This is a genomic window from Prevotella dentalis DSM 3688 (genome assembly GCF_000242335.1).
Taxonomy (GTDB): domain Bacteria; phylum Bacteroidota; class Bacteroidia; order Bacteroidales; family Bacteroidaceae; genus Prevotella; species Prevotella seregens.
Window position 1 is genome coordinate 435,588 of sequence record NC_019968.1, and the last position, 19,029, is coordinate 454,616.

Below are 19,029 nucleotides of genomic sequence, written 5' to 3' on the forward strand. Positions count from 1 at the left end.
TCAGCCATTTTGCCGCGCAATATGACCCATATGGCACGGCAATTGCAGGGAGATGGTAACCCGAACATCGCATGACCGTTCTGCAGCATCACCCATTCATAAAACCATCACCTATGAGAACAACCTTTCTTGCATGCCTCTTTTTGGCGTTGTCAACATTTACCTATGCCGCATCAGAGGTGAATCCCGAACTGCAACAGAAGCGATGGCGCGCCTATTGGATTGCCGCTCCCGGCGCATCGCCCCAAGGATACGGTGTTTACCACTTCCGTAAGCAACTCCATCTTGACGAAAAGCCCGGACATTATCGCGTACATGTCTCGGCAGACAACCGCTATCAGCTGTTTGTCAACGGTACGATAGTATCCTTGGGACCGGCACAGAGCGACCTGTTTCACTGGAACTATGAGACCGTAGACATTGCTCCTTGGCTGCAAAGTGGTGACAACACAATTGCTGCCACGGTGTGGAACTACGGCACGGACGGTCCGTTGGCCCAGATTTCGCTGCGCACGGCATTCATTCTTCAGGGCGACACCCAGGAAGAGGCTGCCGTGAACACCAATCCTTCGTGGCTTGTGACCGAAGATAAAGGCTGCCAAGCACTGAAACCCACCGTGCTGGGCTACTTCGTTGCGCCTTATGGCGAGGTCATCGACATGACCAAGGCCGAGAAAGGTTGGCAGTTGAACGGCTATGATGCCACGGGTTGGAAGCCGGCAGAACCCCTCATGGCTGGCTCTCCCAAGGGCTTCATGGCTACCGATGGCACAGGTTGGATGCTTGTTCCCTCGCCGTTGCCGCAAATGGAACGTTCGTTGCAACGCTTGTCGGCCGTAAGGAAGACCGAAGGCGTGAGAGTGACGAAGGCATTCCTCTTTGGAAAGGCTCCCATTACCATTCCGTCACACACGCGTGCCGTCATTCTTTTCGATAACGGACAGAATACCAATGCCTATGTTCATTTGGATTTCAGCAAAGGAAAGCTGGCCACGATGGCACTCACCTATGCCGAGTCGCTCTATGACACGAAAACACTGGAGAAAGGCCACCGCAATGCCGTTGAAGGGAAAGTCATTTTCGGTGTGAAAGACAGCATCATTGCGGCCGGAGATGAGCAGGCTTCGTATGCATCGCTCAATTGGAAGACCTTCCGCTACCTGCAGTTGAGTGTCGAGACCCAAGAAGAGCCCCTCGTTCTCAACGACCTTTACGGCATATATACGGGCTTTCCGTTCCAAAGGAGGGCCACCTTCGCTTCTTCCGACCCTGCGTTGGCGAAGATGTTTGATATCGGTTGGCGCACAGCAAGGCTCTGTGCGATGGAAACCTACATGGATTGTCCCTATTATGAACGGCTGCAATACCTCGGAGATACGCGCTTGCAGATGCTCGTTTCTTATTATAATACGGGCAATGACACGCTTGCCCGCAAGGCTATCTGCGACATCGATAACTCCCGTCTTGCTGAAGGTGTAACCGAAGGACGCTACCCTACGCGAGGAACGAACGTCATTTCGCCCTTCTCACTCATGTGGATTGGCATGCTGCATGACTATTATATGTATCGTCCCGACAGTGCTTTCGTCAGTCAACACCTGCCGGGAATGCGCCAAGTACTCTCGTTCTTCATACAGCACACTGGGAAAGACGGCTCTCTGAAAGACCTTCCTTATTGGAACTTCATGGATTGGGTGGAGCGTCAACGCCAATGGAAGATGGGTGTTCCGCCCAAAGGAAAAGACGGTTGCTCGGCTATTCTCGACCTTCTTTTGCTGCGTGCCTATCAATGGGCAACCGATTTGGAGGCCCATCTCGGCAATCAGGGTATGGCTGATGGCTATCGACAGCGTGCCGATATGCTGGCAAATACGATTCAACGCAAGTATTGGGATACCAACAAACAGTGTTATGCAGACGTCAGCAACAAGAAATGCTTCTCGCAACACGCGCAGGCACTCGCCATTCTCTGCGGTTTGGTGAAAGGAAAACAGGCTGAACAATTGGCCGAATGCATGCTGCGTGACTCCACCATGGCCGAAGCAAGCATCTATTTCAAGTATTATGTCAACCGCGCCCTTGCCAAAGCAGGACTCGGCGATACCTATCTTGACGGGCTCGGTATATGGAACGACTACATGAAACTCGGCATGACGACATGGGGAGAAGACTCAAAATTGATGAATACCCGCAGCGATTGTCATGCTTGGAGTGCCAGTCCGAACATCGAACTGCTGCGCACGGTGCTCGGTATCGATACCGATGCGCCCGGTTTCGCCAAGGTTCGCATCGCACCCCACCTCGGTCGTCTCACGCAAGCCTCGGGGTCGGTTCCCCATCCCTTGGGCATGATACGCGTTGCCTATCAGAAGAAGGGGAAAGACTGGAGTGCACAAATCGTACTGCCCAAAGGTGTGACGGGGAAACTTCTTTGGAGGGGGAGAACTATCGTATTGACGGAAAGTGTAAACAATATTAAGTAAGTTAACGTATGAAGAAGCTATTAATTAATTTCATCGTATTGATAGTAATACCTTGCTCAACAATGGCACAATACCGAGAATTGCCTGCCATTCGGCTCTATTCAGGTAAGGCCCCTGGTACCGAGAATCGTAGAGAAAACAATGAAATTATTATCCGAAATGGTAAGGATACGGTGATATATAATGTTGAAACACCCACCATCACACCTTTTCTTCCTGCACATGGGAAATCAAAGGGTATGGCTATGGTTGTATGCCCAGGTGGTGGTTACCAACTACTTGCTTTTACGAAAGAGGGAACTAGGGTTTGCCGTTGGTTAGCTGAGCATGGCATTACAGCCTTTCTTCTGAAATATCGAATAGATTACATGTTCGACAGCAAAGAAGAGTATACTCAAAAAATGAAGGCTGACATGGAGCTTATGTCAGGACAGAATAGTACAGTCGATCCCACAAAGAGTGCTACCGCTCTGTTGGCGAGGAAGTTCGATCAGCCACATGACAAACCTACGAACATAGACTTTGCTGCTGATGATGCCCGAAGTGCACTTTCCTATATTCGACGTCATGCAGATGAATATGGTATTCATCCCGGCCATTTAGGATTAATGGGGTTCTCTGCCGGCGCACGGATTACATGGAATGTGGTATATAACCATACCCTTGAAAGCCGTCCAGATGTCATAGCACCTATTTATTGCAGTGTTAATCAGAAACAGTTACCCGCAGACCCTGTACCTTTCTTTGCAGCCGCACCGCAAGTAGATATTTATCCCGATCCTACGGCATACAATCTATATAAGTTGTGGTACGACGCCCGTATTCCTGCTGAGTTGCATTATTTCGCTAATACGAGTCATGGATTTGGATTGTCGTGGCGTAAGAGTGCAACAAACATTTGGATTAAAATGTTCTATAATTTTCTAATCAATACAGGTTTCATTAACGACTCGTATTTGGAATAAGAATTATTTATGACTCACCAATAATCTTCTATCGAATATGTACAAATCATTTGCCTTTTTTATTCTTTTAGCTTGTTGTTTCTCCAGTTGTCACAGTGATGACGAGATTGCAGAGACACCTCTCCCTTCGCAAATAGACGGGAAATACGTCGTAGAGTTCAACTATGAACTTCCAGATATCATGAAGCGGGACACGCTCCTCGTCAAACCGGGAGCTGTTATGCCTATAAGTGAGAGTCGACAGCCAGTGCGTGAAGGCTACCGCTTTGCGGGTTGGTATACTTCTCATGAAGGTCAACCTCATCAGGAATGGCACTTTGGTTATAAGATGGGTGGAGTGACGATGCAGGAAAAGCTTGATTCTATGCCTGTGAGACAATCCATACGCCTCTATGCCCGATGGGTGAAACCTAAGCATATCCGTTCTGCAGAAGAGTTCTACAATATACGAAATGACCTCAAAGGATGGTATGTGTTAGATAATGACATCAATCTCGGTACGTATGCTGATTGGGAACCTATCGGCACGTATGAAAGCGATTGTGAAATGGCTGATGGAGAATGGTGGTGCAAGGCTTTCAAGGGAATACTTGATGGACAAGGCCATACGATCCGTAATCTGAATCTTACTACAGCAACACCTGCGATGAAAGCTCTTTTTGGAGCTATAGCTAATGGCGAGGTGAAGCATGTAAAACTGCAAGACTGCCATATCAGGCTCGCGGCCCCATCGGCATATGTAGCCCCATTGGTTGCTGTTCTCAAGCAAGATGCCGGTCGAATTGGGGCTATTGTGGACTGTTTGGTTGACCAAGCCGACATACAAGTAGATTTTACGATGGAGAAGTCGATATTCTCTTCTGTTACAGGACTTGTCGCAGGTGTTTGGAATGGGAAAATAGAAGACTGTAAGGTTGGAGGTAATCTATGTGTCAATGTCTCTGGAAGTGGAGAAGGCGGTGAATTATATGTCGGTGGTATCCTTGGCGAGGGCTACAGTGACACAAAAGGCTGTTCTTCATCTATGAATCTTGCAGCGCATGTTACGGCAGTTGCCCCGATAAAGATTTCAATGGGAGGGCTACAAGCTTCGGCTACGAATGTCTCCAACAGCATTTCAACCGGAAAGATTACACTTATGGGTAATCGTGCCATAAAGGAGAGCTATGTTGGCGGCCTTATTGGTAGTGAACGCTATGGCACTGTTAAGAATTGTGCTGCACAAAACGATATAAGTCTTAGTAATTGCGTCGTTAAGATTGGAGGAATCATAGGAGAATTCAACAAGACTTACGGAATGATCGGTACAGCCTTTGGAGTGACTAAAACGCTTGTGAGCAACAGTTATGCGTCGGGAAAGATACACATAGACAATCTTCCAAATCTTTCTTGGGGACATATCTGCGGAGATGGACAACCCGCACCTTTACAAAGTTGGTATGGGCCTGGCATGAGTTATGAACTGACGAATAACGGCTACGTTTCTCAACTGCTCACTGGTGCAAATGACGACGCTTTACCCTCATTACACGGATATTCAAGTGTATTGCTAATGTACGGTGATGCGCTGAAAGATGTCCTTAACAAAGATAATGCGACCAGTCCTTGGAGATATATAGAAGGAGGCTTGCCTGTTCCTGTTAAAGAATAACTGAAGTTAAGTTTTATCAGTGAGTACATTACACAGAATTTACCAACTTATTAATATAAAAAAACTCTTATGAAACATTGCTTTTTTACACTCTTTGCCTGTATCTGTATGACTATAGGAGTTTATGCACAAAATTCACTATTGGTATGCACCCATATCGAATCTGGAGACATAGAGGGGGTAGTGGAAGATAGTGTGGCGATATACAAGGCAATACCCTATGCCGCTCCACCTGTCGGCAATCTCCGATGGAAGGCACCGCAACCTGTAAAGCCATGGAACGGTGTGAAAAAGATGACAGCCTATGGACCTTGGCCACCACAGTTATCACGTCGAGAGGGTAAGGTTAAGATGAGTGAAGATTGCTTGTACCTCTCTGTCACTACACCTGCAAAGAGTACTGGCGAACATCTACCGGTGATGGTATGGATACATGGTGGTGGATTCCAAACCGAATGGTATGGGGCAACCAATTGGAGTAATCTAGCGAAGTGCGGACTTGTCATCGTCAATATCGAATACCGTACAGGTGCCATTGGTTTCATGGCCCACCCTGAACTGACAAAGGAAAATCCCAATAAACATAGTGGCAACTATGGGCTGCTTGATCAGATTTATGCCTTGCAGTGGGTTCAACGAAACATCAGTCAGTTTGGTGGTGACCCCTCAAAAGTTACAATTTTCGGAGAATCGGCTGGTGCTATCAGTGTGAGTATACTATGTGCCTCGCCCTTGGCTAAGGGACTGTTTCGCGCAGCTATCTGCCAGAGCGGAGCCAATTTCTATCCTACTGCTGATAAGCGTGTGTGGCATGTCACGAACCACACCATGAAAGGAGCAGAACAGCAAGGACTGGAGTTCCAAAAACACCTGAAGGCAAAGTCGCTTAAAGAATTACGGAAAATCCCTGCCAATCAGCTTGTCGGTGATAGTGTGGGATTCTATGGCTTTTGGCCCTGTGTAGACGACTATGTTATCGTAGGGGATCAACGCAAACTCTATGACGAAGGTAAATATAATGATGTGCCCGTCATATTGATGAGCAATTCTGATGAGGGGGTGATGTTCACTCAGGAATGGGAACCCAAAGACTATGAGAAGTTCATCCGAGAAAAATATACATTCGCCGCTGATAGTGTATTGGCTCTCTATCCCGGACAAACCAGACTTGAGACTTATGATAGTTTTTCTGATATATGGCGTGATGCAGCCTATGGCTGGCCGGAATATGCCTGGGCTACCCGACAGAGTAAGACAGGCAAGAGTCCCGTTTATACTGCTTATCTCTCGCAATGGACACGAACGAGTTATGTCGGTTCACGCAGGCGTCGTGGAGTATCGCATGTTGATGAGCTATTCTACCTTAACAATAAGTTTTCACATTTGAACCGAAAAGGTAAATTCAATGTTGAGGAATATTTAGGACGAATAATGCAAGACTATTGGGTGAATTTTGCAAAAACGGGAAATCCCAATGCTTTGGGCCTACCCTATTGGACACCATTCGAAGAGGGAAAGCCCACTACCATGGAGTTCAACCGTGGAGCCCATCTCATAGATGTGCCTAACAAATTGTATATTGATTTTTGGGATCACTTCTTCAGTAATTGGAAATAGCAGCTGTTTGGTATCATTCTGATGATGGAAAAATAATAAATAACGACCACATATGTATAACAGACTTTTTTTAACTTTAATGGTTTTAGTACAAGCATTAAGTATAAGCGCTCAAAACAACGTTAAAGTTAAGGTGGCAGAGGGAATCTTAGTTGGTACAGATGCTTCGGGTATTAAGATTTTCAAAGGCATTCCTTTCGCTGCTCCTCCCATAGGAGACCTACGTTGGCGTGAGCCGCAGCCTGTCACAGGTTGGAAGGGAGAAAGACAAGCTATAGACTTTGGACCCAATCCCATGCAGGAGGCGATTTTTGGTGATATGAATTTTGGAACGAAATCCATGAGCGAAGACTGCCTCTACTTGAACGTGTGGACACCTGCTAAGACCATGAAAGAGCGATTGCCCGTATTGATTTATTTTAATGGAGGCGGATTGATGGCTGGTAGTGGTAGCGAACCCCGGTATGCAGGTGAGAAGATGGCACGCATGGGCATTGTTTCTGTGACAGCCAATTATCGGGAAGGCATCTTTGGCTTCTTATCGTTACCAGAATTATCAAAAGAAAATCAATGGCATGGCAGTGGCAACTATGGGCTCATGGATCAAGCTGCCGCCATACGATGGGTTAAGCGCAATATTGCAGCTTTCGGTGGTGATCCAAATCGAATTACCATTGCAGGCGAGTCTGCCGGTTCTATCTCTGTAAGCGCATTGATGGCATCGCCCATGAGTAAAAAGCTTTTTGCGCAGGCCATAGGGTCCAGTGGCTCAATCTTAGCCTTCCGACCACTGCCCACTTTACAAGAGGCTGAGGAGGATGGGACTAAACTGATGAAGAAAATAGGCTGTCATTTGCTTAGCGAATTACGTGCAATGCCCGCAGAAGAGCTGATGAAAAAAGCCCATATTCGGAAAATGCCCATACCTTGTATTGATGGAATGTTCTTTACTGAGCAGCCCGAGAAGACTTTTGCCAAGGGAAGTCAGGCACAAGTGCCCCTACTTTTAGGTGGAAACAATCAGGAAATGACACTTTTTGTCAGCAACATAGAACAGGCCAAAGAATTTGCACGACGTACCTTCGGTGACGCAACAGATGAAATTTTCCCACGCTATGGTATTAAGACAGAAGCCGACCTGAAAGGTCGTCAGGGTATAGACTTAGCTTCCGATCTCTTTCTTGACTTTTCAACTTGGCACTGGGGGCACATGCATGCCAAAACGGGTGGCCGGCCTGTTTACCGGTACCGTTACTGTCATCCGCGTCCACCCATGAAAGATAAAGGAAAAGTGGCAGGTCTGGCTGGTGGGGTGCAGAATGTAGCCGAAGGACAGGTAGAAAGTCAACGTGACAAGGGAGCGGTACATTCAGCCGACATCGAATATGCTATGGGAACCCTACCCACCAATCTCGTCTACAATTGGCAACCAGAAGATTATATAATGTCTGATATCTTCAATGGCTACTACGTCAATTATATTAAGACAGGGAACCCCAATGGTCTTGGTCTTCCTGAGTGGCCTTTGGTCAACGGAAAGGTGCCAGAGCCAATCCTTCAGCTTGATGTCAATGTCTCTGTGGAGCAGGACATGCAACGTGAGAATCGCTATAAAACAATACTGCAACACGTGTGTAAAGAACAGATTCCAAAGTAACAGCTATGCGAAAAATAATAATATCCTTATTGTTGTCCATCTGCCTATATGCCGTAGGACAATCGAAATTATCAAATTATAACCGGCAAGCAGAAGCTTTGTGCCGACAGTTAACGTTGTCTGAGAAAATCTCTCTCTTATTAGACGATTCGCCCGCCATTCCCCAGCTGAATATCCCAGCCTTTCAATGGTGGAACGAAGCATTGCACGGCGTAGCTCGCAATGGGGTGGCAACTGTTTTTCCACAGACCATCGGTATGGCGGCAGCCTTCGATGACGAACTGCTACAGCAAGTATTCACGGCCGTGAGCGATGAAGCTCGGGCAAAAGCTGAACGGGCCAAGGCCTTAGGACATGTACGTCGATATCAAGGATTGTCATTTTGGACTCCCAACATCAACATTTTCCGTGATCCGCGTTGGGGAAGGGGGCAGGAAACCTATGGCGAAGACCCTTACCTTACAGGACGTATGGGGTTGGCTGTTGTCAGAGGACTACAAGGACCAGATACGGCAAGCTACTATAAGACTTTAGCATGTGCAAAACACTTTGCTGTTCATAGCGGGCCTGAAAGTTTACGACATGAAATGAATATCGAAAACCTAAGTCCGAGAGACCTTTGGGAGACCTATCTCCCTGCTTTCAAGTCGTTGGTAACCAAGGGACAAGTGGCAGAAGTGATGTGCGCCTATCAGCGTTTTGATGGGCAGCCTTGCTGTGGCAATAGCCGTTTGCTCCAGCATATTTTGCGTGATGAGTGGAATTTCAAGGGGCTGGTGGTGAGTGACTGCGGTGCCATCAGTGATTTCTGGATACCTGGCCGGCATGGTGTGGCAAAAGATGCTGTAGAGGCATCTGCCCAAGCACAGAGAGCTGGTACCGATGTTGAATGTGGCAGCAATTATCACAGTCTGGAAGAGGCCGTAAAAGCAGGAGTTCTCAAAGAGAGTGATATTGATCGCAGTGTGATCAGGGTCTTAGAGGCACGTCTTGCGCTGGGCGATATCTCTCCCTCGGCTGATGTACCGTGGAAAACCATTCCTTATGCTGTGGTCGACTGTCCTGCCCACCGCCAACTTGCATTGCGTATGGCCCGCGAGTCGATGGTGCTATTGCAGAACAAGCACCATACATTGCCCTTGTCTACGCATGACAAAATCCTTGTCGTAGGTGAAAATGCTGTGGATTCCATGATGCTGTGGGCAAACTACAACGGAACCCCAAGCCATACAATGACTATACTTGATGGTATTCGGCAGTTGGCAGAGCATGTAGAGTTTATGCCTGGTTGTGGCCTGTTAACCAATGAAGTTTCTGAAAGCCGTATGAATCAGTTCTATCATGGGGAAGGAGAACAGGGTATGCAGGTTTCTTACTGGAATAACGAAGACCAAGAGGGCGAGGCTGTAGCACAAGCTGTTTTTACGCATTCTATCAATCAAGACAATGGAGGTGCAACAACCTTTGCCCCGGGGGTTAACCTTACACATTTCAGTGCGCGCTATACAGGTATATTAAAGGTGCATCAGACCGAAGAGCTTCTGATTAAGGTAAGCGGAGATGATATGTTTCGAGTTTCTGTCAATGGAAAGAAGGTCATCAATAAATGGCGCAGTCGTGATCGCAATCAGATAGCCGAATATACGTTGCATGCAGAGGCTGGGAAGAACTATGATATCGTTGTGGAATATGTCCAATGCAAAGGCAATGCAACATTTCATTTCGATGTAGTACATAAACAACCATTCGACTTACATCAGCTGATAGAGAAAGCACGACAGGCAGACGCCGTTGTCTTTGTCGGTGGACTGTCACCTCGACTGGAAGGTGAGGAGATGAAAGTCGATTTACCTGGGTTCTCGGGTGGTGATAGGACATCGATAGAACTGCCTGTTGCCCAGAGAGAAGCTATCCAAGCATTGAGTGTCGCAAGAAAGCCTATCGTTATGGTCAACTGCTCGGGCAGTGCGATTGCCTTAGAGCCTGAGACTAAAAATTGTGATGCCATCTTGCAAGCTTGGTATCCCGGCGAAGAGGGGGGCAGGGCCGTTGCTGACGTGCTTTTTGGTAAGGTAAATCCTTCGGGAAAACTACCTGTAACGTTTTATCGTCATGATGATCAGCTACCACCATTTAATGACTATAATATGCGTGGTCGTACCTATCGTTATTTCACAGGCAAGCCCCTTTTCCCCTTTGGATACGGACTAAGTTATACTACATTCCGCATTGGGCAACCTGTGTGCAAAGGGCGCACCCTCAAGGTTAAGGTTAGTAATACCGGACTGCGTGAAGGTACGGAAACAGTGCAAGTCTATATCAAACGCAATGCGGATAGCGATGGGCCGGTCAAGAGTCTTTGTGACTTTCAGAAAGTCAGTTTGAAGGCAGGCGAGAGCAAGGAGGTGACTTTTACGCTTCAAGATAACGCCTTTGAATGTTGGGATCCACTGTCGAACACCATGCGTGTCATGAGTGGCAGGTACACCCTCTATATCGGGAATTCAAGTGCGGCAAAAGCTTCATGCCAGATGCTATGGAGAGAAGGCCTGTAACTTCGCTAAGACTTATATACAAGCGATATCTTCTTGTGGTTTTTATGAGATTTATCTTTGCTTGGTTTTCTGTGGTATTAACAGTGCCAGAGAAATAATTTTAATGGTTTAAAGGAGAACAGCCGACAGTTTCACGAAAGTATTTTCCGGAAAAGAAGTGGAGAACTACACTGTCCCTATCGCAGAGAACAACTCTGCACAGAAATTTTCTTGTCACAACAGAATATAATAACAATTCAATAACCAAATTAAAATGGATATAAAAGAGCGACAGTTCCCTGATTCGTAAAGTACATGATACTTTGAATAATAAAGGGATAAGTATCTGTTAAAATATAACGGGCAGTTTTTTGAAAAAGGTTTCCTGCCTTTATTGTCCAACAACAAAATTATTTGAATGAAACGATTAGTAAACACTCCTTCTTTCGTGGCGATAGCCTTGGGAGAAGCACAATCAAGGTATCCGCCCCAATCTACTACGGATACATTCATTGACGAGATTATCACATTGGTAAGGAATGAGACGAATTACGAAGCGTTGTTTCGTACGTTGTGTTACACCCGTTTCCAACTGAAACGCTTACAAGAGACGTGTCATACAGAGAACGAGATGGGGGAAAAATGTATCAGAATTGCTTTCCGTCATTGATACGGAGTTAAGACTTTTGACAATTCGCATGCAAGGAATAGTTTGCGGTGCCAACACAATTCCACAATACGAGTCTGGTAAGAGGTTCAATTGGACGGGAAAGATTACGGACTTGGTAGAACTTATTTACGGACTCGCAGAAATGTCTTGCATCAACGACGGCAAGGCAAGTATCAAAGAGCTCTGTGCGTTTTTTTATGACCTGTTTGGTGTAGACGGCAAAGATGGCTATCGGCTCTATGCTGACATCAAAGAACGGAAGAGTGACAGTCGTACATATTTCCTTGACCAAATGGCAAAATCCCTAAATAAACGGATGGATAAAGATGAAGAGTTGCAAGCTGGAAAAGCCACTCTACTTTGCCCCCTTTGGCCAAGTAGAATTTGCTCCTGTTGGCCACAACATGATTGCCCCTTGTAAAGTCCTGGTGCAGGGGTCAATTTTATTTTACCCTTTTAGATTCTCTGGCTTTTCTTAGCCCTTAACTTACGCATGCTTTCGCCATATAATTCTATGGTATGCGCCGTATGAATGATACGGTCAAGAATGGCATCTGCTATTGTCGGGTCCCCCACCATGTCATACCAGTTGGACGCAGGGTACTGTGAGGTTATGATGATGGATTTCCGTTCATGCCTGTCTTCGATAATTTCGAGCAGTATGGGCCGTTCCCTGGCGTCAAGATGCACAAGGAACAGGTCATCAAGGATAAGCAGCTGGCACCGCTCGATCTTCTTGAGTTCTGCCTCGAGTGTACCCTTGATTTTGGCCACTTTCAGTGCCCCGAGCAGTTTTGGGGCATTGGCATAGAAAGTGCGGAATCCCCTTATGCACGCCTCGTGGCCGAGGGCACATGCAGAAAGCTTTTTCCCGTACCGGAAGATCCTGTGACGAAAAGGTTCTGCCCTTTGTTCACGAAATCCAGGGTGGCGAGGCGTTCCATCTGATTGCGCTCCAGCCCCCGGTTCGTGGCATAGTCTATATCTTCAAGACAGGCCTTGTAACGGAATGCCGCATTCCTGGTAAGCCGTGCTATGGCAGCCTGGGCACAATGGTCCCATTCTCGTGCAAGAAGCATGGAAAGGAAAGTGTCCGCCGTCATGGCCTGCGGCGTGGTGCCGGCAAGGCTTTCCCTGAAGGCCTCCTCCGCCATACCATGCAGCTTCATGCGGTTCATCAAATCAAGCGATATGGCATTCTGATCCTGCTGTCCTGTAACAGGAGCTGTCTTGTTGTTTGTTTCCATAAATCCGAACTTTATAATTCTTGTTTGTCTTTTCTGTAATATTCACGTCCGCGTATGTTCTTGTGGGTCGGTGGCGCAGGGGAAGCCCCGAGGGGCTGTACCCTTCCGTCCTCATCGGGAAGGAAATCCGCGTCTTCTCCCAGTTCAAGCACCTCGCGTAAGGCCTGATATCCGTATTGCAGCTTCTGGTTTGCGCAGGCGCAGGCCGCCACCAGACGGTCACGCCCGTACTTTTTCTCCAGCGTCAGTATGCCCCGGCAGGCTCTGAACGCTTTGGGAGGATACTGCATGAGCCGCTCCACTTCCCGAAGATAGTTCAATACGGTGTTGTCCATTTCCGAGGCACGCCGGAAGAGTTCCTCCAAGTCCTTGTCATAAGGGCCGTAATGTCCCGGCAGGTAGTGCTCCTTTTTCCATGAATAAGCGTAGGGGACGTCACTGCGGTCATGGGCGGCGACAAGGTTCATGCCACAGTAGATTTCCACCGTGTCGGCATCGTAGAGGATCGTCACGCGTTTCCCCACATGTTCCTTGGGAACACTGTAATGGTGCTTGAACAGCGATACGTAGGAGTTCCTGCCGACGGTCATCAGCTTTTTCTCTTTCATGACGTAGCGTTTCAGTGGAAGCGGGCGGAGGTAGTCCTTCTCACCGCGCAGGAACATCTCCTTGCGTGACGCCTCCCGGCCGGCCATCACCTTTTCATTGAAATCGTGCAGGGAAACATGGATAGCGGCATTGAGATCGTCCAGGCTGGAGAAAGTCATTCCCTCTATGTCCAGGTAAACGGAACGGTAGAGAAGCTTCACTGCGTTTTCAACAAGGGCCTTGTCCTTGGGGTGGCGTACACGGGCGGGATAGACCGCACAGCCGTAATGCTCGGCAAAAGCGGCGAAATCGTCATTGATGACGGGCTCGTTGCGGTCGCTTCGGGTGACGGCCGCCTTCAGATTGTCGGGGACTATTGCCGCCGGAGCCCCTTCGAAATACAGCATGGCATTCTCGCATCCCTTGATCAGGTCTTCCTTGCGCTGCGACCATACGGCCTCACAGTAGGTGTAATGACTGAACGGAAGGATGGCAACAAAGACTTCGGCCTTCTTCGTCTCGCCTGTCATCTCATCGACAACTTCAAGCCTGTCACCGGCAAAATCAACATACATCTGGTCTGCGGCATAGTGCTCGACATGGCCGACGACCTTGATGTGGAACTTGTACTGGCGGACTGCCCGCTTGAAGGAAGACAGCTGAAGACCGTCAGGATATTCAGCATGATACTCCTTAAACAGTTTTCTGACACTCTTCCCTTTGCGTGTCAGGCGGGATACATATCCGGGAAGCAAAGCCTCCAATTCAATCCTTTTGGAAGAAGGCTACCGACGTCGGGATTCCGTACCGACAAACATCTCATGCAACTGCTCCTCGGAAAGGGAGAGAAGCTGATCGATGCTTTTCCCACTTGAAAGGAACAGACGGACATAATTGCGGACAGTGTTACGGGAAGTATGGAACGTGGATGCCGTTTCCTTGATACCCATCCCTGCCGCATAACATCTTAAAATGTTCTTGATTCTCTTGTTCATTTGCATAGATTTTATTATTACCCCTTACACCAGGACTCGGGTTCCCAAATCTACATAAAAAACTCTAACAACACTTGTACTAAGTGGTTAATGTTATTTTGGCCAAAAGGGTCAATCATATTATGGCCAAGGTGAGCAATCCTGTTTGGCCAAAGGGGTCAAAGTAGAGTGGCTTTTCCAATTTATTGCAAAATACTTATTTTTGGGTATTGCGGTGTTTTTATATCTTTGCTACTTTTGCAAAATAAACATTGCAACTATGCGAATACACAATATTTATATAGTAAGAGCGCAAATGGGCTCGTTCAATCTATCGCACCGTTCGATTACGAAACGGTGCGATTTTTTTATGAACAAAACAGAACTTCGTTCATTATTTAAAGTTTTCATGGGGGTATGCAGAAACTGAAAGACGACATTCGGCTGCGTATCGTTGCCGTGGCGCGAGAGGAGTTCATCGCTCACGGCGCACGCAGCACGTCTATCCGCACGGTGGCGCGGCGTGCGGGCATTGCTGCTGGCAACGTGTATAACTACTTCCGCAGCAAGGACGAGCTGTTCTGTGAGGTGTTGCGGCCGCTGCTCAACGAGCTGAACCGCTACATTCTGTCGCACAACGAGGAGCGGCACCTCTGCATCGAGGTGTTCGACGCACTCGATTTTCAGAACGAATACATCGGCACAATGAAGAAAATGGTGAAGCTTTACCGCCCCGAACTGCGCCTGCTGTTGTTCAATGCCGAAGGCACATCGCTTGCTGGGTACAAGGAAAGGATAGTTAAGCACCAAATGAAAGTTGGTTCGGAATACCTGCGACTGATGAAAGCGCGCTATCCGCACATCAACATCAACATCTCGCCCTTCTTCCTGCACATTGCGAGTTCTATGTGGGTGAACATCTTCTGCGAACTTGTGGAGCACGAGGACTACGACGAAAGCGAGGTGAACAGTGCGCTTCGGCAGTATACTGCCTACAGCATGGCAGGGTGGAAGGAACTAATGAAACCCTAAGAACCGCTACTATCGTTGCCCCTCTGCTGCTGTTTCCGACCGCTACAGGGCACACCGAAAACCGTAAGAACAATAACTTTTCAATACATATAAATAGCTATGATAAAAATACTGAAACGCTTAGGACGTTACATGGGAGGGCGCAAGCCGTTGCTGCCCTGCTCGGTTGTGCTGTCTGCAGTGAACGGACTGCTGTCGCTCGTACCCTTTATTTTCCTGTGGTTGGTGGTGCGCACGCTGCTCACTGCCGACGGAGACCTTGCCGATACGCCCGTATGGGACTATGCCATTGCGGCTTTCGTGGTGTCGGTGGCGAATGTTCTGCTCTATTTTGCCGCCCTCATGCTCTCGCATCTTTCCGCTTTCCGCATCGAAACCAATATGCGGCGCACTGCCATGGAACGGCTGATGCGTGTTCCGTTGGGCTTTTTCGACACGCAGAACACGGGGCGCATGCGCAAGATAATAGACGAGGATTCGAGCCAGACCCACACTTTCGTGGCACACATACTGCCCGATGTGGCAGGCAGCGTGGTGGCTCCGATAGGCATCATAGTGCTTCTGCTTGCCGTAGACTGGCAGTTGGGCATTGCCGCAATGGTGCCGATAGTGTGCGCCTTCGGCATCATGGGCTACATGATGAACCCTAAGAACAACGACTTCCAGCGTATGTACCTCGACGCACAGGAGAAAATGAGTGCCGAAGCCGTGGAATACGTGCGCGGAATACCCGTCGTGAAGGTCTTCCAACAGACGGTGTTCTCGTTCAAACGCTTTCACGACAGCATCATCAACTACCGCGACCTCGTCATCAGGTACACCCTTCTGTGGCGCATGCCTATGTCTGCCTACACCATAGCCATCAATGCTTTCGCCTTTCTGCTTGTGCCTACGGGCATCATACTGATAGGGCACGGCGGCGAGACTGCCATCATCGTTTCCGATATGGTGCTGTATGTGCTCATCGCACCCATCATTGCAGCCAACGTAATGAAAGCCATGCACCTCAGTCAGAACCTCTTTCTGGCAAACGAAGCGGTAGACCGATTGGAGAAACTCACCGCCACGCCGCCGCTTCCAGAGAGTTCCGAGCCCGAGAAAGCGGCAGCCTTCGACGTCAGCTTGCGCAATGTGTCGTTCCGATACGAAGCGGCGGAGCACGATGCCGTAAGCCACATCGACCTCGACATACCGCAAGGCAAGACCGTTGCGCTGGTGGGAGCGTCCGGAAGCGGCAAGACAACCATCGCAAGGCTCATTCCACGCTTCTGGGACGTGCGCGAAGGCAGTTTGAAAATAGGCGGTGTGGACGTTCGGCACATGGATAAGGCAGTGCTGATGCGCAACGTGTCGTTCGTGTTTCAGAACACCCGACTGTTCAAGACCTCCATTTTGGAGAACATACGCTACGGCAATCCCGATGCAACCATCGAGCAGGTGAACCGTGCCGTAGACCTCTCGCAGAGTCGGGAAATCATCGAGCGGCTGCCACAGGGGCTGGACACCGTGATAGGAGCGGAGGGAACATACCTCTCTGGTGGCGAACAGCAGCGCATAGTGCTTGCCCGTGCCATTCTGAAAGATGCGCCCATCGTGGTGCTCGACGAGGCTACAGCCTTTGCCGACCCCGAAAACGAGCACCTTATCAGGCAGGCATTTGCCCACCTGACTTGCGGAAAAACCGTGCTCATGATAGCCCACCGACTGACCACCGTGCAAGATGCCGACAACATTGTCGTGGTGGACAAGGGCAGAATAGCCGAACAGGGCACCCACCAACAGCTCATGGAGCAAGCCACATTATATTATAAGATGTGGAACGAATACCAAAAGTCGGTGGCATGGAAACTATAAACCTAAACAGAAAGGATACAAGACAATGATAAAATATCTTCAACAACGGTTCGCCCTCACCGAAAAAGGAGCGAAAGACTTGCGGAAAGGCATCGCCTTCTCTACATTGATGAACCTCGCATTGATGCTGCCGCCCACCTATTTGTTCTTCTTCCTCATGGAGTACATCGACGCCAAGCCCTCCACCGAGCCGCACACGCTGTGGTTCTATGTGCTTGTGGCTTTGCTCTTGGCAGTGCTTATGTTCTTCATAGCCCTCCGACAGTACGACAGCACCTACACCACCGTCTACAACGAGAGTGCGCAACGCCGCATCGGAGTGGCGGAAAAACTGCGCCGACTGCCCCTCGCTTTCTTCGGCGAGCGCAACCTTTCCGACCTCACCTCTACCGTGATGGAAGACTGCACGATGCTCGAGCAAACCTTCTCGCACGCTGTTCCCCAGCTGTTTGCGTCGGCTCTGAGCGTCGTCATCATCGGCGTGGGCATGTTCTCCTACAACTGGCACTTGGCTTTAGCCCTCTTTTGGGTCGTTCCGCTCGCCGTAACCACACTGCTGCTGTCGCGCCGTCAGCTCCACAAAGCCTTCGTCCAGCACTATAAAGTGAAGCGTGGCGTAACCGAACAGATACAGGAAGGGCTTGAATGTATGCAGGAAATAAGGTCGTACAGTGGCGAACAGGCATACTGCCGCAGCTTCGACAAGCGGCTGAAGGGCTACGAACACGAGCTTGTGCGCGGCGAACTCGTGGCAGGAGTCTTCCTCAACCTCGCCGGAATGCTGCTCAAGCTCGGCATGCCCACCGTTATACTGGTGGGAGCGTGGCTGTTGCAGCAGGGCGAAGTGTCGGTATTCACCTACTTGGCTTACCTCTTGGCATCGGCAATGGTCTACAATCCCATTATCGAAGTGTGCAACTACCTTGCCCTTCTCTCCTTCCTCGACGTGCGCATCAACCGTATGAAGGAAATAGAAGGCATGCCCACGCAGGAGGGAAGTGCAGCCGCACAACTCGAAAACTACGACATCGAGTTCCGCAACGTAAGTTTTGCCTACGAAACCGAGAAGCAAGTGCTGCACAATGTCTCGTTCACGGCACGCCAAGGCACTGTTACCGCCCTCGTAGGGCCGTCGGGTGGGGGCAAAAGCACTACTGCCAAGCTCTCCGCACGCTTTTGGGACATCGACGACGGACAAATTCTTGTGGGTGGAAACGACATCTCGAAGATTGACCCTGAAACGCTGCTGAAACACTATTCCATTGTTTTTCAGGACGTATTGCTGTTCAATGCCTCTATTGCCGACAATATCCGAATCGGCAAGCGCAACGCCACCGACGAGGAAGTGCGCCACGCCGCCCGACTGGCGCAGTGCGACGACTTCATCAGCCGAATGCCGCAAGGCTACGATACCGTCATCGGCGAAAACGGCGAAACCCTTTCGGGTGGCGAACGGCAACGCATTTCCATTGCCCGTGCCTTGCTGAAGAATGCCCCAATCATACTTCTCGACGAAGCCACCGCAAGCCTTGACGCCGAGAACGAGACGAAAATACAAGCGGGAATTTCCGAACTGGTGTGCAACAAGACCGTTATCATCATCGCCCACCGTATGCGCACCGTCCGCAATGCCGACCACATCGTGGTGCTTAGCGGCGGTACGGTGAGCGAGCAGGGAACGCCCGACGAGTTGTTGGCTCGCAACGGCGAGTTCGCCCAAATGGTTCGTCTGCAACAGGAAAAACGGCAATAATACC

10 protein-coding genes and 2 pseudogenes are annotated in these 19,029 nt (G+C 49.0%); 10 read left to right on the top strand and 2 right to left on the bottom strand.

Annotation, left to right across the window (positions count from 1 at the left end; genetic code table 11):
- Positions 1-113 precede the first annotated feature (113 nt).
- The 7 genes from PREDE_RS09050 (at position 114) to PREDE_RS13325 (ending at position 11,998) form a co-directional block, all read left to right on the top strand.
- Complete coding sequence (locus PREDE_RS09050; RefSeq protein ID WP_005846707.1) at positions 114-2,483, top strand: family 78 glycoside hydrolase catalytic domain; 2,370 nt, start codon at positions 114-116, stop codon at positions 2,481-2,483.
- 8 nt (positions 2,484-2,491) lie between these two features.
- Positions 2,492-3,448 carry an alpha/beta hydrolase gene (locus PREDE_RS09055; RefSeq protein WP_005846708.1) on the top strand — a complete coding sequence of 319 codons (957 nt, stop codon included), beginning with the start codon at positions 2,492-2,494 and terminating at the stop codon, positions 3,446-3,448.
- Between the two features lie 37 nt (positions 3,449-3,485).
- Positions 3,486-5,099 carry a GLUG motif-containing protein gene (locus PREDE_RS09060; RefSeq protein ID WP_005846710.1) on the top strand — a complete coding sequence of 538 codons (1,614 nt, stop codon included), beginning with the start codon at positions 3,486-3,488 and terminating at the stop codon, positions 5,097-5,099.
- A 69-nt stretch (positions 5,100-5,168) separates the two neighbouring features.
- Positions 5,169-6,716 (top strand): carboxylesterase/lipase family protein, encoded by a 1,548-nt coding sequence (locus PREDE_RS09065; protein ID WP_005846712.1) that lies wholly within the window; start codon positions 5,169-5,171, stop codon positions 6,714-6,716.
- A 52-nt stretch (positions 6,717-6,768) separates the two neighbouring features.
- Positions 6,769-8,373 (top strand): carboxylesterase/lipase family protein, encoded by a 1,605-nt coding sequence (locus PREDE_RS09070; RefSeq protein ID WP_005846714.1) that lies wholly within the window; start codon positions 6,769-6,771, stop codon positions 8,371-8,373.
- A 5-nt stretch (positions 8,374-8,378) separates the two neighbouring features.
- Entirely contained in the window at positions 8,379-10,928 is a 2,550-nt protein-coding gene (locus PREDE_RS09075; protein WP_005846716.1) for a glycoside hydrolase family 3 C-terminal domain-containing protein, read from the top strand.
- Positions 10,929-11,689: 761 nt separating this feature from the next.
- Entirely contained in the window at positions 11,690-11,998 is a 309-nt protein-coding gene (locus PREDE_RS13325) for an RteC domain-containing protein (protein ID WP_407635999.1), read from the top strand.
- 35 nt (positions 11,999-12,033) lie between these two features.
- Here the strand turns inward: PREDE_RS13325 and istB are convergent.
- Both istB and istA read right to left on the bottom strand, forming a co-directional pair.
- A pseudogene (gene istB, locus PREDE_RS09085) lies at positions 12,034-12,824 on the bottom strand (IS21-like element helper ATPase IstB).
- An 11-nt stretch (positions 12,825-12,835) separates the two neighbouring features.
- A pseudogene (istA, locus tag PREDE_RS14080) lies at positions 12,836-14,407 on the bottom strand (IS21 family transposase).
- 396 nt (positions 14,408-14,803) lie between these two features.
- Between istA and PREDE_RS09095 the strand changes: the two are divergent.
- The 3 genes from PREDE_RS09095 (at position 14,804) to PREDE_RS09105 (ending at position 19,025) form a co-directional block, all read left to right on the top strand.
- On the top strand, positions 14,804-15,418 hold the full coding sequence (locus tag PREDE_RS09095) for a TetR/AcrR family transcriptional regulator (protein WP_005846722.1): 615 nt from the start codon (positions 14,804-14,806) through the stop codon (positions 15,416-15,418).
- Between the two features lie 99 nt (positions 15,419-15,517).
- The gene (locus tag PREDE_RS09100; protein WP_005846724.1) at positions 15,518-17,272 is read left to right on the top strand and encodes an ABC transporter ATP-binding protein; all 1,755 of its coding nucleotides are present in this window, start codon (positions 15,518-15,520) and stop codon (positions 17,270-17,272) included.
- Positions 17,273-17,297: 25 nt separating this feature from the next.
- The gene (locus tag PREDE_RS09105) at positions 17,298-19,025 is read left to right on the top strand and encodes an ABC transporter ATP-binding protein (RefSeq protein WP_005846726.1); all 1,728 of its coding nucleotides are present in this window, start codon (positions 17,298-17,300) and stop codon (positions 19,023-19,025) included.
- The last annotated feature ends 4 nt before the right edge of the window (positions 19,026-19,029 follow it).

Bases quoted from the DNA above. Each gene is read 5' to 3' on its own strand.
- PREDE_RS09050 (WP_005846707.1), top strand. From the start codon at position 114: ATGAGAACAACCTTTCTTGCATGCCTCTTTTTGGCGTTGTCAACATTT.
- PREDE_RS09055 (WP_005846708.1), top strand. From the start codon at position 2,492: ATGAAGAAGCTATTAATTAATTTCATCGTATTGATAGTAATACCTTGC.
- PREDE_RS09060 (WP_005846710.1), top strand. From the start codon at position 3,486: ATGTACAAATCATTTGCCTTTTTTATTCTTTTAGCTTGTTGTTTCTCC.
- PREDE_RS09065 (WP_005846712.1), top strand. From the start codon at position 5,169: ATGAAACATTGCTTTTTTACACTCTTTGCCTGTATCTGTATGACTATA.
- PREDE_RS09070 (WP_005846714.1), top strand. From the start codon at position 6,769: ATGTATAACAGACTTTTTTTAACTTTAATGGTTTTAGTACAAGCATTA.
- PREDE_RS09075 (WP_005846716.1), top strand. From the start codon at position 8,379: ATGCGAAAAATAATAATATCCTTATTGTTGTCCATCTGCCTATATGCC.
- PREDE_RS09095 (WP_005846722.1), top strand. From the start codon at position 14,804: ATGCAGAAACTGAAAGACGACATTCGGCTGCGTATCGTTGCCGTGGCG.
- PREDE_RS09100 (WP_005846724.1), top strand. From the start codon at position 15,518: ATGATAAAAATACTGAAACGCTTAGGACGTTACATGGGAGGGCGCAAG.
- PREDE_RS09105 (WP_005846726.1), top strand. From the start codon at position 17,298: ATGATAAAATATCTTCAACAACGGTTCGCCCTCACCGAAAAAGGAGCG.